The sequence below is a fragment of the Propionivibrio limicola genome, from assembly GCF_009469695.1.
GTDB lineage: Bacteria > Pseudomonadota > Gammaproteobacteria > Burkholderiales > Rhodocyclaceae > Propionivibrio > Propionivibrio limicola.
In genome coordinates, this window is sequence record NZ_SSSR01000001.1 from 245,014 (window position 1) to 264,329 (window position 19,316).

General features: G+C 56.6%; 18 protein-coding genes. 6 read left to right on the forward strand and 12 right to left on the reverse strand.

Translation table 11 applies throughout. The features are described 5' to 3' along the window. Positions 1-3: 3 nt before the first annotated feature. The 5 genes from GH659_RS01165 to GH659_RS01185 form a co-directional block, all read right to left on the reverse strand. Complete coding sequence (locus GH659_RS01165) at positions 4-1,071, reverse strand: Gfo/Idh/MocA family protein (protein WP_153108878.1); 1,068 nt, start codon at positions 1,069-1,071, stop codon at positions 4-6. A 157-nt stretch (positions 1,072-1,228) separates the two neighbouring features. Beyond that, positions 1,229-2,242, reverse strand: coding sequence for a TRAP transporter substrate-binding protein (locus GH659_RS01170; protein WP_153108879.1), 1,014 nt, complete (start codon positions 2,240-2,242; stop codon positions 1,229-1,231). 281 nt (positions 2,243-2,523) lie between these two features. After that, positions 2,524-3,819 (reverse strand): citrate synthase, encoded by a 1,296-nt coding sequence (locus tag GH659_RS01175; RefSeq protein ID WP_153108880.1) that lies wholly within the window; start codon positions 3,817-3,819, stop codon positions 2,524-2,526. A gap of 87 nt (positions 3,820-3,906) precedes the next feature. Next, positions 3,907-4,161, reverse strand: a complete 255-nt coding sequence (locus GH659_RS01180; RefSeq protein ID WP_153108881.1) for an FAD assembly factor SdhE — start codon at positions 4,159-4,161, stop codon at positions 3,907-3,909. Positions 4,162-4,350: 189 nt separating this feature from the next. After that, on the reverse strand, positions 4,351-5,091 hold the full coding sequence (locus GH659_RS01185) for a GntR family transcriptional regulator (protein WP_153108882.1): 741 nt from the start codon (positions 5,089-5,091) through the stop codon (positions 4,351-4,353). Positions 5,092-5,301: 210 nt separating this feature from the next. On the opposite strand from GH659_RS01185, the gene GH659_RS01190 reads away from it, so the two are divergent. The 3 genes from GH659_RS01190 (at position 5,302) to GH659_RS01200 (ending at position 7,769) form a co-directional block, all read left to right on the forward strand. After that, the gene (locus GH659_RS01190) at positions 5,302-6,288 is read left to right on the forward strand and encodes a malate dehydrogenase (protein ID WP_153108883.1); all 987 of its coding nucleotides are present in this window, start codon (positions 5,302-5,304) and stop codon (positions 6,286-6,288) included. A gap of 133 nt (positions 6,289-6,421) precedes the next feature. Continuing rightward, positions 6,422-7,405: an HpcH/HpaI aldolase/citrate lyase family protein gene (locus tag GH659_RS01195; RefSeq protein WP_153108884.1), complete on the forward strand. Its 984-nt coding sequence runs from the start codon at positions 6,422-6,424 to the stop codon at positions 7,403-7,405. 4 nt (positions 7,406-7,409) lie between these two features. Further along, positions 7,410-7,769 carry a nucleotide pyrophosphohydrolase gene (locus GH659_RS01200; RefSeq protein WP_153108885.1) on the forward strand — a complete coding sequence of 120 codons (360 nt, stop codon included), beginning with the start codon at positions 7,410-7,412 and terminating at the stop codon, positions 7,767-7,769. Between the two features lie 34 nt (positions 7,770-7,803). Here the strand turns inward: GH659_RS01200 and GH659_RS01205 are convergent, their stop codons facing one another. Together GH659_RS01205 and GH659_RS01210 are read right to left on the reverse strand one after the other, a co-directional pair. Continuing rightward, complete coding sequence (locus GH659_RS01205) at positions 7,804-8,652, reverse strand: 23S rRNA (adenine(2030)-N(6))-methyltransferase RlmJ (RefSeq protein WP_153108886.1); 849 nt, start codon at positions 8,650-8,652, stop codon at positions 7,804-7,806. An 18-nt stretch (positions 8,653-8,670) separates the two neighbouring features. Next, the gene (locus tag GH659_RS01210) at positions 8,671-9,915 is read right to left on the reverse strand and encodes a nitronate monooxygenase (protein WP_153108887.1); all 1,245 of its coding nucleotides are present in this window, start codon (positions 9,913-9,915) and stop codon (positions 8,671-8,673) included. A 190-nt stretch (positions 9,916-10,105) separates the two neighbouring features. On the opposite strand from GH659_RS01210, the gene folE reads away from it, so the two are divergent. Together folE and GH659_RS01220 are read left to right on the forward strand one after the other, a co-directional pair. Beyond that, positions 10,106-10,750 carry a GTP cyclohydrolase I FolE gene (folE, locus tag GH659_RS01215; protein WP_153109045.1) on the forward strand — a complete coding sequence of 215 codons (645 nt, stop codon included), beginning with the start codon at positions 10,106-10,108 and terminating at the stop codon, positions 10,748-10,750. A 67-nt stretch (positions 10,751-10,817) separates the two neighbouring features. After that, positions 10,818-11,480 (forward strand): RluA family pseudouridine synthase, encoded by a 663-nt coding sequence (locus tag GH659_RS01220; protein ID WP_153108888.1) that lies wholly within the window; start codon positions 10,818-10,820, stop codon positions 11,478-11,480. A 130-nt stretch (positions 11,481-11,610) separates the two neighbouring features. Here the strand turns inward: GH659_RS01220 and GH659_RS01225 are convergent, their stop codons facing one another. The 4 genes from GH659_RS01225 to GH659_RS01240 form a co-directional block, all read right to left on the reverse strand. Next, complete coding sequence (locus GH659_RS01225) at positions 11,611-12,564, reverse strand: hydroxymethylglutaryl-CoA lyase (RefSeq protein WP_153108889.1); 954 nt, start codon at positions 12,562-12,564, stop codon at positions 11,611-11,613. Between the two features lie 179 nt (positions 12,565-12,743). Next, entirely contained in the window at positions 12,744-13,832 is a 1,089-nt protein-coding gene (locus tag GH659_RS01230) for a 2-oxoacid:ferredoxin oxidoreductase subunit beta (protein WP_153108890.1), read from the reverse strand. After that, positions 13,829-15,679, reverse strand: a complete 1,851-nt coding sequence (locus GH659_RS01235; protein ID WP_153108891.1) for a 2-oxoacid:acceptor oxidoreductase subunit alpha — start codon at positions 15,677-15,679, stop codon at positions 13,829-13,831. Before GH659_RS01235 ends, GH659_RS01230 begins: the two co-directional genes overlap by 4 nt. Next, entirely contained in the window at positions 15,676-17,484 is a 1,809-nt protein-coding gene (locus GH659_RS01240) for an FAD-dependent oxidoreductase (RefSeq protein ID WP_343030073.1), read from the reverse strand. The genes GH659_RS01235 and GH659_RS01240 overlap by 4 nt, the downstream gene beginning before the upstream one ends. On the opposite strand from GH659_RS01240, the gene GH659_RS01245 reads away from it, so the two are divergent. Next, positions 17,407-18,399 carry an HAD-IA family hydrolase gene (locus GH659_RS01245; RefSeq protein WP_246167608.1) on the forward strand — a complete coding sequence of 331 codons (993 nt, stop codon included), beginning with the start codon at positions 17,407-17,409 and terminating at the stop codon, positions 18,397-18,399. The two genes, GH659_RS01240 and GH659_RS01245, sit on opposite strands and share 78 nt — an antisense overlap. Before the next feature lie 84 nt (positions 18,400-18,483). On the opposite strand, the gene GH659_RS01250 is transcribed toward GH659_RS01245, so the two are convergent. Further along, positions 18,484-19,206, reverse strand: coding sequence for a class I SAM-dependent methyltransferase (locus tag GH659_RS01250; RefSeq protein WP_211364061.1), 723 nt, complete (start codon positions 19,204-19,206; stop codon positions 18,484-18,486). Positions 19,207-19,316: the final 110 nt, after the last annotated feature.

Below are 19,316 nucleotides of genomic sequence, written 5' to 3' on the forward strand. Positions count from 1 at the left end.
CGGTCACTTGCCGTTAGAAGATCCTGGATAAATAGAGACGCAATCCTCAGATGACGATTTTGCGCTCCGCGAAATCGCCTCCAAAGTTGCCGCGATATCGATACTCGTTTGGGCGGCGCGTTCGAAGCTGGCGGTGTCGTTTTCCCGAACAAGCTTTGCAAACGCTTCTGCCGCGAACAGGAAGCCGCTCCCCGTTGCTGCCTGAATTTCCTCAAACGGAATATTGAAGGCAATGCCGCGTCGCATCCGCAGCTGGCTTGGCAAATAACCGTAGGGGTTGTCGCCCGGCTGAGCGGCCGTATGGTTCAGATATTCCGTTTCGATGACGCCCTGGCTGCCAACGATGGTTGCCCGCCGGTGATTGGCTGCATTCATGGCGCAGGAAACCTGGGCGCGCCGACCATCCGCGTAAAAAAGCGTCGCCACCGTGCTGATATCGACGCCGGAATCAACCCACGAGGACTTTGCCATTACCTTGACCGGCGCTTCGCCCATCACCAGCCGGATCAGGGCCACCGGATAGCTGCCGGCATCCAATAGCGCGCCCCCGCCCATCTCCGGACTCATGCGGATGTTGCCGTCCGGCGAAAGCAGGGTAAAGCCGAAGGATGCCTGAACGCTGCGCACTTCGCCGATAACGCCTTCATTCAGCAAAGACGCCATCTCGCGAATCTGCGGCTGGAAGTAGAAAGGATAGGCTTCGAGCAAAAACACACCGTTGCGCCGCCCGGCATCGAACATCGCTGCGGCCTCTTCACGGTTCAGCGCCAGCGGCTTCTCGCACAGGACATGTTTGCCCGCCTCGGCCGCCTTGATCGCCCATTCCGCATGCAGACTGTTCGGCAGCGGCACATAGACGGCCTCGATCTGAGGATCACGGAGCAGCGCTTCGTAGCTGTCAAAGTATTCGGGCAGACCAAACTTCTCCGCAAACTCCCTGGCTTTGGCCGCGTCGCGGCTGGCAACCGTCTGAATCTGAACAATCGAACTGCCTGCAACATCGCGCACGAATTGTTTTGCAATGTTCGCGCAACCGAGCACACCGAGTTTTAGTGGTGAAGCAACTGACATGAACACTCCCTTTTAGAGACCGGCTGTTTGGCATTCACGCGCTATTTTTGTTCCCAACGTGTCGCGTGAAGATCACCCATTGGCGGAAACTGACATACAAAAAAGCCGCCTGTCCGAAAACGGCTCAGGCGGCTTGCCGAATAATTAAGAGTGTTGATTACTTCTTGGCGCGGCCTTTATCGAGCTCAGTCTGCAATTCCTTGACCAGTTCCGGTCCGGCAGTGGCGCTGTACTTGTCAAGCACGGGTTTGATCTTGGCCCGAATCTTGGCAATCTCTTCCGGCGCCAGAACGGTGACCTGCAAGGATTTTTTCAGCGCATTCAGCGACTGGTCGGCAAGTTTGCGTGCATTTTCACGCTGCCATTTCGTGGCTTCCGCAGCCGTCGACATCAGCAGTTCTTGCTCATCCTTGGTCAACGCATCCCATTTCTTTTTGCTCATCAGCACGGACTGAGGGTTATAGATATGGTTGGTGACTGTCAGATATTTTTGTACTTCATAGAGCTTGCTGGTCTCGATCACCGAGAAGGGATTTTCCTGCCCGTCGATGATCTTCTGCTCGAGGCCGGTATAAACCTCGGTAAAAGGCATCGGAACAGTGTTCGCCCCAAGCGCGTTGAAGGTATCAAGGTAGATCGGCGACTGGATCACGCGGATTTTCAGCCCCGCCATGTCCTCCATCTTGGCGACCGGCCGCTTGCTGTTGGTCAGTTCGCGGAAACCCAGTTCCCAATAGCCCATGCTAACCAGCCCCTTGGCCGGTAGCAGGGCGGCAATTTTCTTGCCGAAAGCACCGTCAAGAATGGCATCTGCCTCCTTGCCCGACTCAAACATGAACGGCAAATCGAAAATGGCGAATTCTTTAATCTGCGACTGCAGGATGCCGGAGTTCATCGCAGTCAGGTCGATCGTCCCACCCTGAACGGCGGAAAGAACTTGCAAGTCACCACCGAGCGTGCCGTTGGAAAACACTTTGAGCTGTAGTTTTCCGCCACTCTTCTGTTTAAGAAGCTCAGACCATTTTTCGGCCCCCATGACTGCCGGGTGCCCAGGTGCGCCAGCGGTTGCAAAACGGAACGTGCGATCGTTAATTTGAGCCTGACTTGCCGACGCGGCAAACAGAGCCAAAAGCGCCAACGATGTCCCCTTAATGATTCCCGAAAATTTCATGTTTGATCCCTCAAAGAAACGACAACAATTCACGTAGTTGTTGCAAACAATCTCATGAGATCGGTCAAGTCATACTGCGCTTACCGACAGGAATGAGCGGCAGCGTACGAGTAAATACTTACGCGCTCACCGGGGCAACAATACAAGAAACATCCGTTCTGATAATTATCAAATTTGTTTTTTGACAATTAGCCACAGGTCAATAATCAACCAAAGAAGATCGCCTTTGTTGCACAAAACAAAGCGCAAATCACACTCACACGATCACCTGATTTTGATTTCTAACGCTTGTCGAGGGACGGCACGTCGCGCCGTGGCGCACCGACATAAAGCTGGCGTGGGCGGCCAATTTTGTACTCGGGGTCGGAAATCATCTCCTCCCACTGCACCATCCAGCCGACAGTCCGCGCCAGGGCGAAGATGCAGGTAAACATCGACGTCGGAATACCGATCGCCTTCTGAACGATGCCGGAATAGAAATCGACGTTCGGATAGAGTTTCTTCTCGACGAAGTAGTCGTCCTCAAGCGCGATCCGCTCAAGTTCGAGCGCCAACTCAAAGAGACGGTCATTCACCAGCCCCAGTTCATGAAGCACTTCGGCGCAAATCTTGCGCATCAGCTTGGCGCGCGGATCGAAGTTCTTATAGACGCGATGACCAAAGCCCATCAGCTTGAACGGATCATCCTTGTCCTTGGCGCGGCGGATGTATTCGGGCACACGCGAGATGTCGCCGATCTCTTCGAGCATCTTGAGGCATGCCTCGTTGGCACCACCGTGCGCCGGCCCCCAGAGACAGCCGATACCGGCAGAAATGCAGGCGTAGGGGTTGGCCCCCGACGAACCGGCCAGACGAACCGTCGATGTCGAGGCATTTTGTTCGTGGTCGGCATGCAGAATAAAGATCGTGTCGAGCGCCTTGACCACCACCGGATTCGGCACATATTCCTCGCACGGCGTACCGAACATCATGTGCAGGAAATTGGCCGTGTAGCTCAAATTGTTGCGCGGGTACATGAACGGCTCGCCCATCGAGTACTTGTAGGCAAGCGCCACGATGGTCGGCAGTTTGGCGACAATGCGATTGAAATTGATGTTGCGCTGCCGCGGGTCGGTGAAGTCCTCGGCTTCGTGGTAGAACGCCGACAACGCGCCCACCACACCGACCATCACCGCCATCGGATGCGCATCACGACGAAAGCCCTGATAGAACCTGGCCATCTGTTCGTGAATCATCGTGTGCGTCTTGATGATGTTCTCGAATTCTGCCTTCTGTTGGGTATTTGGCAGTTCGCCGTGCTTCAGCAGGTAGGCGACATCGAGGAAGTTGCACTGCTCGGCCAACTGTTCGATCGGATAGCCGCGGTAAAGCAACTCGCCCTTGTCGCCATCAATATAAGTAATCGCCGAGCGGCACGACGCCGTCGACATATAGCCGGAATCGTAGGAGAACATCCCGGTTTTGGCGGCAAGATTCCGGAAATCGACACACTCGTTGCCATGCACTGGCGTCAATACAGGAAACTCTTGAGGCTCATGCCCTTCGATGATCAGTGTTGCCTTGCGTTCGCTCGTCATACCAACCTCCCGTTCAATCTTGTCAATTCAGAAAGCAGAAAGCCATCGAGATTCCGGTGATGCATTTGCCGCACTTCAAGTTCTGCGCTACGCCACCTTCAAATTGCGCAACATCGACACAACCTCTGCCTGCACTGGATTGACACATTCACGCCGCCCGCTGACCAGCGCCCATAAATCGAGATCTTCCATTTCGACCAGTTGCTCGAATGCTGCGGTCTGCGCCGGGTTCAACCCGACGTAATATTTATCGAGAAAACTCCCGAGCAGGTAATCGGCTTCCGCCATCGAGCGCCGCGTGCATTTCCAACGCAACCGGCCCAGCTTCTTTTCCGTATCCATTCAATCTTCCTTTGCATTGTTGAGAACTCCACTCGCCCTCAGTGTAGCCGGGGAAAGAGCAAAAATGGCCGTTCACGTTGCCTGTAGATTTCTTTGCTTTTACGACCCGACGCCTTTTGGAAAGTTCAAGTGCATTAAAACGCCTCTCGCGCCAAGTGCCATACGCCGCGCCGGCTGGCGCCCTTGGCCTCAAACCAGTTCGTTCCGATAGTGAAGATGCCGAGTGGAAAAAATGCTACGACGGAACTCGACCGGTCTGTCGGAGTAACTGAACGTCGTGCGTTCGACGAGCAATAATGGCTCACCCTCCGCGACCTGCAGAAATCTCGCACTGACGGGATCCGCCAAAATCGCCCGCACACGCTCCTCTGCCCGGATAACGCGTACGCCAAACTGGCTTTCGTAGAGACCATAGAGCGACACATCCCCCGCCAAGAGCGTTTCCTGTGTCAGATCCGCGAAGAAATCCGCCGCCAGATAGACCTCATCGAAGATGGCGGGCATTTCGCCCGACAGCACCACCCGACGCACCAGCATGACGGAGGCACCTTCTTCGACATTCAGGGCATGGCAAATATCGCTCCCCGCTTTCACGCGCCAACACCCGAGCGGCTCACTGCGCAGGGGCTGCAGATCTCCGTCGTTTGCAGCAACGCGCAGGAAGCGCGAAAAAATCCTTGGATCAGCATGAGTCGCAACGAACGTCCCCTTGCCTTGGCGGCGCACAAGAAGATGCTCCGCAGCCAGTTCGTCGATCGCCTTACGCACCGTCCCCTGGCTCACCCCATAGCGTGCCGCCAGCAATGTTTCGCTCGGAATGACCTCACCAGGCTTCCACTCGCCAGACTCCAGACTCCGCATCACGAGTCCGATCACTTGGCGATAGAGCGGATTGAGCGTTGGCGAATGCGAGGAGGGAAGCGTAACCATGGGCGGCACTTTCAGAATGCATCGTTTCTGCACCCATCATAACCCCAAGTCTTATATAAGATATAGGTCAAGTAGTGGCCAATTGACACTACCCGACGTTCGCTCTTATGATCCCGCACTGTTATTAATTGCGTCGAATGGATCAGTGTAGGCCTAAACAGGACCACCTCTGGTTTTTTCAAGCTCAAAGTTACCCACAGGAGCCGTAACATGTCGAAACCTCCGGTCCGGATCGCCATCACGGGTGCAGCCGGTCAAATTGGTTACAGTCTGCTATTTCGCATTGCCTCTGGCGAAATGCTGGGCAAGGACCAGCCTGTCATCCTTCAGCTTCTTGACCTGCCGGAAGCCCAAAAGATCTGTGACGGCGTAATGATGGAACTCGACGATTGCGCTTTCCCGCTGCTTTCCGGAATGTTCGCGACCGATGTACCTGACAAGGCGTTTTCAGATGCCGATCTCTGCCTGCTCGTCGGCGCCCGCCCCCGCGGCCCGGGCATGGAACGTGCGGACCTGCTTGCCGCCAACGGCGCGATCTTTTCCCAACAGGGAAAATCAATCGCCGAAAACGCAAAAGAAGACGTCAAGGTGCTGGTCGTCGGCAACCCTTGCAACACGAACGCTTACATCGCGGCAGCCGCCGCCAAAAAAGTCGGCCGCACCAACCCGGCCAACTACCACGCAAAGATGCGCCTGGACCACAATCGCGCTCTTTCAATGCTCGCACACAAAACCGGCCGCCCGGTCGATAGCATCAAGCAGCTGGCCGTTTGGGGCAACCATTCGCCGGCCATGTATGCCGACTACCGCAACTGTGTCTCCAACGGCGACAGCGTCAAGGACCTGATCAACGATCACGCCTGGAACAACGACGTTTTCCTGCCGACGATCGGAAAGCGCGGCGCCGCCATTATTGCTGCGCGCGGCCTCTCGTCCGCCGCCTCCGCCGCCAACGCTTCAATCGGTTACATGCGCGACTGGGTTCTCGGCTCGGATGACTGGGTCACCATGGGCGTACAAAGCGACGGCTCTTATGGCATTCCAGAAGGGCTGGTGTTTGGCTTTCCCTGTGAATGCAAGAATGGGAACTTCAAAATCGTCGAAGGCATCGAAATTGACGATTACGCGCGCTCCAAGATCGACGCCAGCGTCAAGGAACTGAGCGAAGAGCTGGAAGCCGTCAAACATCTGCTTTGATACGCAACATCTAAAAAAGCCGCAGACCGCTGCGGTTTTTTTTCGTCCTCGTTTTTTTACCCTGATTCCTGCACGGCTCCATCCGTAAAACCTCAGGGTAAAATCAAACTTTTCCTCATTTTGGGAATACGTCATGCAACACCCCAGCGATGTCCTTTTCCCGGGCGAGAAGCCCTTCCCCATCCTGCCCGCCGTTGATCACTACGCCGGGTCTGAAAAGCTCATGAAGAAAGCCCTCCAGCTCCAAAACGAACTCGGGCCGATTTTTGACATTACCTGTGACTGCGAGGACGGAGCGCACGCGGGCGCCGAGCGCGAACACGCCGAAATGGCCGCCGGCCTCATCATGAGCAGTGGCAACCAGCATGGCCGCATGGCGGCGCGTATCCACGACATCACACACCCCCACTGGCAACAGGATATCGACATCATCGTCTCGATCGCCGGTAGCCGACTCCCGTTCATCACGTTGCCGAAGCCGCGTGGCGTTGCTGACGTGCGCACGCAAATCGCCGCCTTGCGCAAAGCCGAGGCGGCTGCGGGCATGCAGCGCGAAATCCCGGTGCACGTACTGATTGAAACCCTGAGCGCCTTGCACGAAGTCTGGGAAATCGCCTCAACCCCCGGCGTAGAATCGCTCGACTTTGGCCTCATGGATTTCGTGTCCGACCACCACGGCGCCGTTCCGGGATCCGCCATGAAGAGCCCGGGCCAGTTCGACCACCCGCTGGTAGCTCGCGCCAAATGTGAAATATCAACCGCCTCGCTGGCCAACGGCGTCGTGCCCACGCACAACGTCACCACCGAACTGAAGGATCTCGACATCATTCGCAACGATGCCCGGCGGGCGCGCAACGAATTCGGTTTCCTGCGCATGTGGAGCATCCACCCGAACCAGATCATCCCGATCGTCGAAGCGATGCGCCCGGACTTTTCGGAAGTTGAGAAAGCCGTTGCCATCCTGATCGCCGCCCAAGACAAGGGCTGGGGGCCGATCGCGCACGAGGGACTATTGCACGACCGTGCCTCTTACCGCTACTACTGGGAACTGCTGGCAAGGGCCCACGCAACGGGAATGGCGCTGCCGACCGAAGCTCAACAGCGCTTCTTCAGCTAACAAAATGGAGCTTCAGGCACTGACGCAGGCTTTGCTGAAATTTCGCGACGAGCGCGATTGGGCGCAATTTCACAGCCTGCGCAACCTGATCGTCTCCCTCAATCTGGAAGCGGCAGAGTTGCTCGAACTGACGCAGTGGAAAAGCGATTCCGACATCGCGACACTCCCCACCAACCCGGATACGCTCGAAGCACTGCGTGACGAATCCGCGGACGTTCTACTCTATCTGCTTCTGATTGCGAACCGGGCAGGCTTTGACCTGGGCGAAGCAGCAAAGAATAAGCTTGAAAAAAACGCTGCCAAATATCCGGTCGAGAAATGCTATGGCTCAAGCCTGAAATACACGCAATTACACGACACGTAAAGCCAATGAAAGACGCCTGACGACGCCGCGGTCGTCAGGCCGCCGCTTCTTGCTCCAAAGTAAAACCGGCTCCGGCATCGACGCCGAGCGTTTTCACCAGATAAGGCATCACCTCGGCCATCGTGTCAGGCAGCGTCCATGGTGGATTGACGACGAACATTCCGCTGCCGTGCATTCCGAACCCGTCCTTTGCCGGCTCCTTGACGCGCAATGCAACATTCATCCAGCCCTTGACCGGCAAACGCTTTAATCGCCGCGGGAGTTCGTGCGCTTCCAGCCGCGTCAGCTGCGGATACCAGACCGCATAGGTCCCGCCCGGGAAGCGGACCAGCGCATCCTTGAGCGCGTGATAGACACGATCGTAATCCTGTTTTTCCTCATACGAGGGATCGATCAGCACCACTGCCCGCCGTGGCGGTGGTGGCAAAGAGGCTTTCAGCCCGGCAAAACCGTCGTTCGCCTCGACATGCACTTGCTTCCCTGCGTTCTCGAAGTTCTGCTGCAACAAACGTGCGTCTTTGCTGTGCAACTCGAACAAGCGCAACCGATCCTGAGGGCGCATCGCCCACAGTGCGAAGAAAGGCGATCCGGGGTAGTGCTGCAAACGGCCATCCGCGTTAAATTGCCGGACAAGATCGACGTAGTCGGCAACCGGCTGGGGGTAATCAGCCCGCTTCCACAAGCGCCCAATCCCTCCCTCGAATTCCCCCAGCTTCTGCGCAAAGCCTTCGGTGAGCGAATAAGCGCCCGCACCCGAATGCGTATCGATATACCAGAACGGCTTATCCTTCTGCCCCAGATAGCGGATCAGCTGGATGAGCACGATATGCTTGAGCACGTCGGCATGATTGCCGGCATGGAAAGCGTGGCGGTAACTGAGCATGGTTTATCGTCCCGCCGCCTATTCCGGCAAAGCAATCCTGTTGTCGGCACTGAATTGATAATCACGGAAGACATGTTCTGCCGTGAGCATCTGGTAACTTCCGTCCTCAAGTTTCCGCGTCGTATCCTTCAGGCGATACGTATAGTGCCCGCACGTCCACAGATCGAAGTTGCGCATCTGCGTGCACAAGCAGGTTTTGTCCACCACCGACACGCGCTTGGCGCCGGGATGCGCCGCCACTTCGCGGTTATAGGAGGTGACGTACGAACAATGCCCGTTGGCGTCGAGCAGGTACCCATAGGCTTCGCAATTCGGCCGGATGCCGTCGCCAATCGCCGGACTGTTGGAAAGCATCCGCATCGGGTAGCCGGTGGGAGAAATCTGGTTGACCTCGATCCGGTCTTCCGTGGCCTTGAAATACTCCTGCTTTACATCTTCCGGAAGCCCGCATTCGTTAGTCACGGTAAAGCGCGTCGCCACCTGCACGGCGGCCGCCCCGTTTTCCAGGAACGAAACGGCATCGCTGCCCGTAAAAATACCGCCAGCGGGAATCAACGGAATGGCGAGACCTTCAGCGTCGAGATACTGGCGGATCTCTGCCACGATCGTTGCCAGATCGTATTCGGACCAATCCATGCCGAACCCCAGATGTCCGCCGGCCAACGGCCCTTCGACAACCACATAATCGGGCAAACGGTTGCTGCGCGCCGTCTTGCGCAGGAACAGCTGTAGCGCGCGCAGGGAAGAAACGATGATGCCCAGTTTGGCATCGCGGAAACGCGGGTGATCCTCGATCAGCGCAAACGAACCGAGATGCAAGCCGGCGGCCAATGTAATCCCGTCGACACCAGCATCCAGCGCGGCACGCAAACGGACGCGCAGCGTTTCCTTCGGCGCGTTCATCGTCAGCTTTTCCATGCAATTGACGAAAATCAAGCCTTCACCCCGCTTGGCCTCCATTGTCTTGCCGACATGAAGCTTGGTCGCTTCTTCCAGTTGCCCAAGATCGAACTGAACGACCGACTTGTCCGGGTTGGCCACGTTGAACTTGTACTGTTTCAGCTTTTCCTTGACGTACTTCGTATCGAAGCGGCGATCCGTCACCGTGTTGACCATGGCATCCGATATGTGCCCGATCCCGCCCAGCCGGGCGGCTTCAAGCGCTAGACTGGCCGTTGAGATATCAACTCCCATACCGCCAATTACGATTGGCACCAGTTCTTTACGGCCAAGCTTCAGACGGAAATCATCAACACGTTTCATCAAGATCCTTCCAGTATTCCCTTCCGACGACTGCGGAGCGGGCAAATCTACGCAAGCCCGGTATTATCTCTCATGAAACGCCAACACGGCGTTTTTTATGGAGAAATTGGCAAATACGGGTTCGCCCGCCTCGTGCAAACCAGGCAACAGTGCACGGTATCATTTACTCTTTCGGAGGATGGACGAGGAAATGGCCGACTGCACCGAACACGAACGCAAGGCTGACGATTCATGCCACATCGGAATCCCACGCACGAAACGGTTTGACGCGCCTGCTTTCGAGCAGGCCATCCATGACCTCCTCCGTGCTTGCGGAATCGCCGCGGACACTCCCCACATGGAACGCACGGCCGAACGAGTTCGCGAACTGTGGCAATCCCGCCTGCTCGGCGGATACGACCTTGACCCGGCCAGCGTGCTCGGCAACGGTTTTCCCGACGAGCGAAAAGACATGGTCGTTATCCGCGGCATCGCGGTTCATGGCATCTGCCCGCACCACCTCGTGCCATTCCGCGGCGTTGCACACGTAGCGTACCTGCCGGGAGGCAGGCTACATGGATTCGGGCGAATTGCCCGGCTTGTCGATGCGATCGGGCATCGATTCACCTATCAGGAATGGATGACGCGGGACATCGCGAACGCCTTGATGAAACACGGTCAAGCACGGGGCGCCGCCTGCATCATCGAGGCCGAACAACTCTGCCTTTTGCTCGGAGAGGATCGTCGTGGCGACGAACGGGTGATCACCCAGGCGTTCAGCGGCGAATTCGACTCATCTCACCAACTCCGGCACGAATTCCTCGAAACGATAAGACGCGCTCGGCGCAATGACTAACAATTTACGCACCGCCTCTTCAAGAGGACAATTCGCATCCCTGCGCCATTAATTCCGGCTTGCCCCCATGCTTTCGCCCCATCGTTTTGAGTCCACATCGCATTCATTCACCGTCATTCACGCGGATCGTTTTCTTCTCGTTGTAAGCAAGCCGAGCAGACTGCTTTCAGTTCCGGGAAGGGGGGAAGAAAAGCAGGATTGCCTGATTTCCCGTGTACAGGCCGAATTCCCCGACGCGCTCATCGTGCACCGTCTCGATTACGACACCTCCGGCCTGTTGGTACTGGCCCGCGGCAAGGAAACACATCGCCAGCTAAGCATCCTTTTTCAGGAGCGAAAAGTCTCGAAGCGGTATGTCGCCATCGTCGACGGCCACCTGCAACAAGAGATGGGCGAGGTTCGCCTGCCACTCATCGTCGACTGGCCAAACCGGCCATTACACAAAGTTGATTTCGAAATCGGAAAGCCTTCGCTCACCTATTTCCGCCGGCTGTCCTATGATCCGGCCAGCGATTGCACACGGGTCGAACTCACACCGGAAACAGGTCGGACACACCAATTGCGCGTGCACATGCAGGCGCTTGGCCACCCGATCATCGGCGACCCACTGTACGCTGGGCCACCGGCCAAGGCAAAAGCCGACCGCCTCTTGTTACACGCCGAATTTCTCGCCTTCGATCACCCGGTTCACGGAAAACCCCTGTCTTTTCTCTGCCCACCTTCTTTCTGAGCCGCAAGCTCGAGCGGCGCGTCATCAACGACCAGAGAAACTGACGAAGTCATAATCAAAAAAATTGCGGGCATCGACTGCCACAGTTGGCAGCGATGCCCGCAACGGGCTTTCAGATCAACGTGACGTCTTAGCTGTTGTTCTGGGCTTGGGCTTTTTCCTTGACCAAGTCAGCACAACGACCGGCCTTCAGCACGGTGCTGCCAGCCTCATGACCAACGAATTGAGCAGCCAGGCGAGCCGTATCCATGGCCTTGAGCAGATCGACACCCGTATCGATGCCCATTTCGTGCAGCATGTGGATGACGTCTTCCGTGGCGACGTTGCCCGAGGCCCCCGGAGCGAACGGGCAGCCACCGAGGCCGGCAAAGGCACCGTCGAACATACGGACACCCGCCTGGATACCGGCGACGATGTTGGCCAGCGCCATGTCACGCGTGTTATGGAAGTGCATGACCCACTGCACTTCCGGGAAAGCCTGGATCATGTGCGTGCCGAGTTCGTAGACTTGGCGCGGGTTGGCCATACCGGTCGTATCCGACAGCGACAGCTCGGTGATACCGAGCTTGACGAAGCTGCGCACGACGTTTTCAACCTGCTCGACGGGAACCTTGCCCTGGAACGGGCAACCGAACGAAACGGAAATGGCGCCAGACAGCGTCATGTTGTTCTTCGCAGCAAATTCGCAGCAGTCTGCAAACGCTTCGACCATCTTGACCGGCGAGTTGTTGAAGTTTGCCAGGCAGTGCGCTTCGCTAGCCGAAACCGTCAGCTTGGCCTTGGTCAGACCCGCGTCGAAGGCACGTTGCACACCCTTGATGTTCGGCACGAGCGCACGATATTCGACGCCTTCGACCTTCTTCATGGCACGGCAGAGCGCGTCGGTATCGGCCATTTGCGGCACAGCCTTCGGGTGGACGAAGGAGCCAACTTCGATAATCTTGATGCCCGAGGCGACGACCGAATCAAGAAGCTGAAGTTTCTGTTCAACGCTCGGAATCGCTTTTTCGTTCTGCAAACCATCACGCAGACCAACTTCACAGATCGAAACCTTATCGGGCCAAGCCGGGATTGAATTGCTCATGCTACTTTTTCCTTTCGTATAAAAACCATAAATCCAGTCTGACCGACGACGCTCATCCAAAACTGCTTATCGCCAACCAGACGGTGGCTATTTTCTATTTTCGCGCTCGATCGCAAAAACGTAGTCACCACCTAAATCAATTAGACACTCTTCAAGACCAATCATTCGGTCTTGCCAACTTATCCACCAGCCACGTCAGAGTCGCCACCCACGCGCCGGAGCGATTGATTAAGCGCCTCCAACGCCTCACTCCCCGGGCACAGTTCCGAGTAGCAAAGCTGATTCAGCGGCTTTTCAACTGTATTCAGATGACGATGCAGATCTTCCGCATTGCTATCCACATACAAAAGCCCCGTGACGATTTCGCCCATGGACGCCCTCTCCTGGAGGTAGTTCATAGCCGCGACACGGTCAGACGGATCATAGTTCTCGTGAAGTTTGCGCAACAGCAAGACCGATCCATCGTGCTGAACCACCCGGCGCAACGACCCGGCCGGATACGAAGCCGTAATTTTATCACGCGGCAGGATCACATCCAGGCGGTTAACCGCTTCGTTGTGCTCGCGCACGTAATCGTAGCTACGGGTCGATCCAGCGTGATTATTAAAGGTCACGCACGGGCTGATAACGTCGATCAAAGCCGGACCGCGATGTCGCAATGCGCCCTTGATCAAGGGAATGAGCTGCTCCTTGTCCCCCGAAAAACTACGCGCCACATAACTGGCGCCGAGTTGCAGCGCCAGCGTCACGAGATCGATCGGCGTATCGCTGTTAATCACGCCGCGCTTGCTCTTCGAGCCCTTGTCAGCCGTAGCGGAGAACTGACCCTTGGTCAGACCGTAAACGCCATTGTTCTCGACGAGATAGACCATATTGACGCCACGCCGCATCGCGTGCGCGAACTGGCCAATACCAATGGAAGCGGAATCACCATCGCCGGACACCCCCATATAGAGGAGATCGCGGTTGGCAAGCGCGGCGCCCGTGAGAACGGACGGCATGCGACCATGCGTTGTATTGAAGCCGTGGGAGTTACCGAGAAAGTAGTCCGGCGTTTTCGACGAGCAGCCGATGCCCGAGAGTTTAGCCACGCGGTGCGGCTCGACGTCGAGATCGAAGCAGGCCTGAACAACGGCCGCACTGATCGAGTCGTGCCCACAGCCCGCACAAAGCGTCGAAATAGCCCCTTCATAGTCACGCTTTGTGTAGCCGAGAGCGTTGCGAGGCACATCCGGCCGCAACAGTTTAGGTTTAGCAAGATAGGTCATGAGGCCACCTGTTTGCGAACGGGAGTCACGCTGTGCTCCGAAATGACTTTGGCGATGTTCCCTGAAATGAAGCTGGCTGTAATCGGCGTGCCGTCATAGTGCAGCACACGAATCAACCGTTTGGGATCGAGCTCCTCTTCGTTGACGAGCAGGGTGCGCAACTGAGCGCTCTCGTTTTGCTCGACGACGAACACGTAGTCATGCTCCTCGATGAAGTCGACGACTTCCCTGGCAAACGGGAAGCCCCGCACGCGCATGATATCGACCGGCACTCCTTGTGCTTCCAATTGCGCGAAAGCTTCGGCCATCGCCGGACTCGTCGATCCGTAGTAAATCGCCCCATAACGGGTTGGCTGCGCTGCACGTTTCACGATCGGTGCCGGCACCAAGGTCTTGGCTGTCCCGAACTTCCGGCGCAGACGCTCCATGTTGTACACATAGTCCGTCCCGGCCTCGCTGTATTTCGCGTAAGCATTGCGGGTCGTACCGCGGCTGAAGAACGCGCCCTTCGTCGGATGCGTTCCGGGAATCGTTCGATACGGGATACCGTCTCCATCCACATCGAGATAGCGACCAAAGTTCTTGCCCGCTTCGAGTTCCTCGGCCGTCATTACCTTGCCGTAATCGTAGCGGTACTGATCATCCCAGTCGAACGGCTTACAAAGAACTTCATTCATGCCGATGTCGAGATCGGACATGACGAACACGGGGGTCTGCAAACGCTCCGCCAGATCAAACGCCTGCGCCGTGAACTTGAAGCATTCGTAAGGATCTTCCGGGAACACCATGACGTGCTTCGTATCGCCATGCGAAGCGTAAGCACACGAAAGCAGGTCGGATTGCTGGGTTCGCGTCGGCATCCCGGTGGATGGCCCGCCGCGTTGCACGTTGACGATGACAGCCGGCACCTCGGCAAAATAGGCCAGACCAAAAAATTCCTGCATCAACGAAATACCGGGACCGGAGGTGGCCGTAAACGCACGGCAGCCGTTCCATGACGCACCGATGACCATGCCGATCGAAGCCAGCTCATCCTCGGCTTGCACGATGGCATAGCGCGCCATGCCGTTATCAGGGTCGGTACGAAACTTCCGGCAATAATTCCCGAACGCTTCGATGACCGACGTCGACGGCGTAATCGGATACCATCCGGCAACTGTCGCCCCTCCAAACACAGCGCCGAGGCCGCACGCGTCGTTGCCGTTAGCAAAAACACGATCGCCAACCGCATCGGAGCGCACGACGCGCAAACCGATCGGTTCCGGAATACTCTCTTTCGCGTACTCATAGCCAAGGCGCAATGCCTTGACGTTAGCATCGATCAGCTTGTCTTTGCCTTTGAACTGATAAGCAATCAGACGCTCGACGACGGGAAATTCCATGCCCAACAACCACGTCAAGGCGCCGACATACATGATGTTCCTGAGCAACATACGCTGACGCGGTTCTGTGTACTCGCAATTGCACATTTCGGTCAGCGGAACTCCGATAACCGTGATGTCATCCCTGAACCGGGAACGCGGCAGCACTTTCGTCGAATCGTAAAGCAGATAGCCTCCGGAAGAGACTTCCGCGACATCGCGATCCCACGTTTGCGGGTTCATCGCCACCATCATGTCGCAGCCGCCCTTGCGGCCAAGCCAGCCAGCTCCCGAAACGCGCATCTCGTACCAGGTCGGCATCCCCTGGATGTTGGACGGGAAAATATTGCGCGGCGCGACGGGAACCCCCATGCCCATGACAGCCCGGGCAAACAATTCATTGGCCGAAGCAGAACCGGTACCGTTGATGTTGGCAAACTTGATAACGAAGTCATTACATGACTGGATTGAATTCGTCGCGCTCATGTCTTTGGCATCTCCGCACCGGCCTGGGCGGCCTCCAAAAAGAATTTCTGCATATCCCAGGCGCCCGTCGGACAACGCTCGGCGCACATGCCGCAATGCAGACAAATGTTTTCATCCTTGACCAAGACCCGGCCGGTCTTGAGGACATCCGACACATAAAGCGCCTGTTCCCGATTGCTGGAAGGTGCTTTCAGGCGACTGCGAAGGTCATCCTCCTCACCATTAGCCGTGAAGGTGATGCATTCGGTCGGGCAGATATCGGCACACGCATCGCACTCGATACAGGCTTTGTGCGTAAAGACCGTTTCGACGTCGCAGTTCAGGCAACGCTCGGCTTCGGAACAAGCCATGTAAGGATCAAAGCCGAGTTCCAACTCGAGTTTGATGTCTTGCAGCGTCTTTTCCAGCGACTTGACCGGCACTTTCTTGCGCCCCTCTTCGGACACCTGATTGTCGTAGCTCCAGTCATGGATACCCATTTTCTGGCTGACAAGATTGAACGTGGGCGGCGGCCGGTCGTTAAGGTTTTTGCCTTTGCAATAAAGATCGATCGAAATAGCCGCCTCATGCCCATGAGCAACAGCGGTAATGATGTTCTTTGGTCCGAACGCAGAGTCGCCGCCGAAGAACACATTCGGAATCGTCGACTGGAATGTCGTCTCATTCAGGACCGGCAAACCCCATTTATTGAATTCGAGGCCGACGTCCTTTTCGATCCACGGAAACGCATTTTCCTGACCAATCGCCACCAGGACGTCATCGCATTCCATGAACACATCCGGCTCGCCCGTTGGAACCAGCTTGCGGCGACCTTTCTCGTCGTACTCGGCTTTGACGATCTCGAAGAGAACGCCTTTCAACTTGCCGTTGTCGTGCACGAATTCTTTCGGCACGTGCATATTGATGATCGGAATCTGCTCGTGAATTGCCTCTTCCTTTTCCCAGGGAGAGGCTTTCATCTCGTCGAAGCCGCTGCGGACGACCACCTTGACGTCCTTGCCACCCAAACGGCGCGCCGACCGACAGCAGTCCATCGCCGTATTACCGCCCCCGAGGACGATCACACGCTCCGAAATACTTGTTGTATGGCCGAACGCCACGTTGGCCAACCACTCAATACCAATATGGATGTGCGCTGCCGCCTCCTGGCGCCCGGGAATATCGGCATCACGGCCACGCGGCGCGCCGGTCCCGACAAAGACAGCATCCCAGCCTTCAGCCAATACTTCCTTCAGACTCCCCACCCAATGGTCGAAATGCGCTTCTACACCGAGATTCAGGATGTAACCGCACTCTTCGTCGATCACACTGTCGGGCAACCGGAACTTTGGAATCTGGGTCCGCACCATGCCGCCTGGCCGTTTCCCGTTATCGAAGATCGAAACTTGATAACCGTGCAATGCCAGGTCACGCGCAACAGTAAGTGAAGCCGGACCTGCGCCGATACATGCGACACGTTTGCCGTTTTTCCCTACTGGAGCCTGTGGCAGACGTTCCTGAATGTCATCCTTAAGATCAGCTGCGACGCGCTTCAGTCGACAGATGGCCACCGGCTCCTTATCGATCCGGCCACGACGACATGCCGGCTCACAAGGACGATCGCAAACCCGCCCCAAAATTCCGGGGAAGACATTGGAGCGCCAATTGATCATGTAGGCTTCCGAATACCGCCCCGTAGCGATAAGGCGAATGTATTCGGGCACGGGAGTGTGGGCTGGACATGCCCATTGACAGTCTACGACTTTGTGAAAATAGTCGTGACCGCCGATGTTGGTCGGTTTCACGTACTTACAGACTCCAGTCACAGTTTCGAGAAGAAAATCGGCCTATGGGCACCAAGCCATTTTCGCACCGGTGCACTCTACCACCCCTCCCCGGCAAAGCAATACCGGCACTATTTCCGGAACAAAAAAACTGGATTAACCTTTCAAACCGGCCATAAAATCGAGTACTCTCGACCACTTCTCACTCACGGACTGGACTGTCATCAGGTAATCATCATGGCCTTACGCGCACTCATTTTTGATGTTGATGGAACCCTAGCCAACACCGAACGGGATGGACACCGCCCGGCATTCAATGCGGCTTTTGCTGAAGTCGGACTGCCTTGGCATTGGGACGAATCTTTTTACGGCACCCTGTTGGTCAAGGGTGGCGGCATGGAACGGCTTTACTTTTATGCCGAACATTTCGACCCGGCCACGCGGGCCCGACCGGACTTCGACAATCTGATGCAACGCGTCCACGACATCAAGACCCGGAACTACCAGCGCCTGCTCGCTGCTGGCGCCATTCCTCTGCGTGGCGATATCGGTCAACTGATCTGCGACGCGCGAACCGATGGTGTTCGGCTCGCCATCGCCTCCTCGTCCAGGGAGGAAAACATTGTCGGCCTGCTCCGCGCCAACCTGGGCCCGAACGCCGACGCGTGGTTTGACGCGATTGTGTCAGGCGACCTTGTAAAGGCCAAAAAACCCTCGCCCGACATTTACAAGAAGGTTCTTGAATTGCTGAACATCCCGCCCAGGGACTGCCTCACGGTGGAAGACTCGGCCCACGGCCTGGCCGCCAGCCTGGCTGCGGGGATCCCGACCGTCATTGCGGTCAGCGACTATACGCATGGGGAAGACTTCGAAGGCGCGCGCATGGTCCTGCACGAAACAGAACAGCTTTCGCTGGAAAAACTCCGCCTCTGGCACAAGACGGCCAGCACGTCGTAAGAACCGCGATAGCGCGAGTGCGTTTCCTCGCGCTATTGGTGCATCGGGTAGCGCCCTGGCAAGCGCAATACCCACAGTACCCATTTACACCGCCCGAAACGACTTTTTCACATAGATATCAAAACGGTTGGCCTTGCCTTCAAGGCAAAAAGTCGGCTTCCTTCCGGCAAGCACGGGCGCCTTGCGCGGACGCTTGACCACAACCCGGTGGGACGCAAGACCTTCCGCAACCTCGAGCAGCGCTGACGCATCATTGTCGTCGCCAACAAGCAATCGAAAAAGACGCATCTCCTTTTTCACCAGCGCACTCTTGTCCCGATGCGGGAACATCGGATCAAGATAGACAACCTCGGGCGGCAACCCAGACCAGGCTTGCATCAATTCAACCGCATCACCTCCGAGCAGCTGCATTCGTCCGGAAATTTCCCGCACCTCCTCATCCTGATTCGCCCTGATCAACGCGTCTTCAAGCAACGCGGCAACGATTGCATGGCGTTCGATCAAGAAGACGTCGCAGCCCAGCGATGCCAAAACAAACGCATCGCGACCAAGGCCTGCTGTCGCATCAAGCACTCGTGGGCGAATACCGGGCTGAATCCCAACCGCTTTTGCAATCATTTGCCCCTGCCCACCGCCAAACTGTCGGCGATGCGCCAGCACCCCCTCGACGAAATCGACACGCACCGGCCCAGAAGCACCGGGACCAACCTCCATCAGTTGCAGACCATTCAGACCGATCTGCAACGCGAAGTCCTCTTCACATTGCTCGGATTCACTTTCTTCGCTTAGCCCCAAGCGTTCGGCCAACTCGGCTGCTTTGGCAAGAAACTCCGGGGCCAACGCCTCAACACGCACTTTTGACAAACTTGATTCACCTCAAATCACGCCACCACTCAAGAATCACCTGCACAAAACCG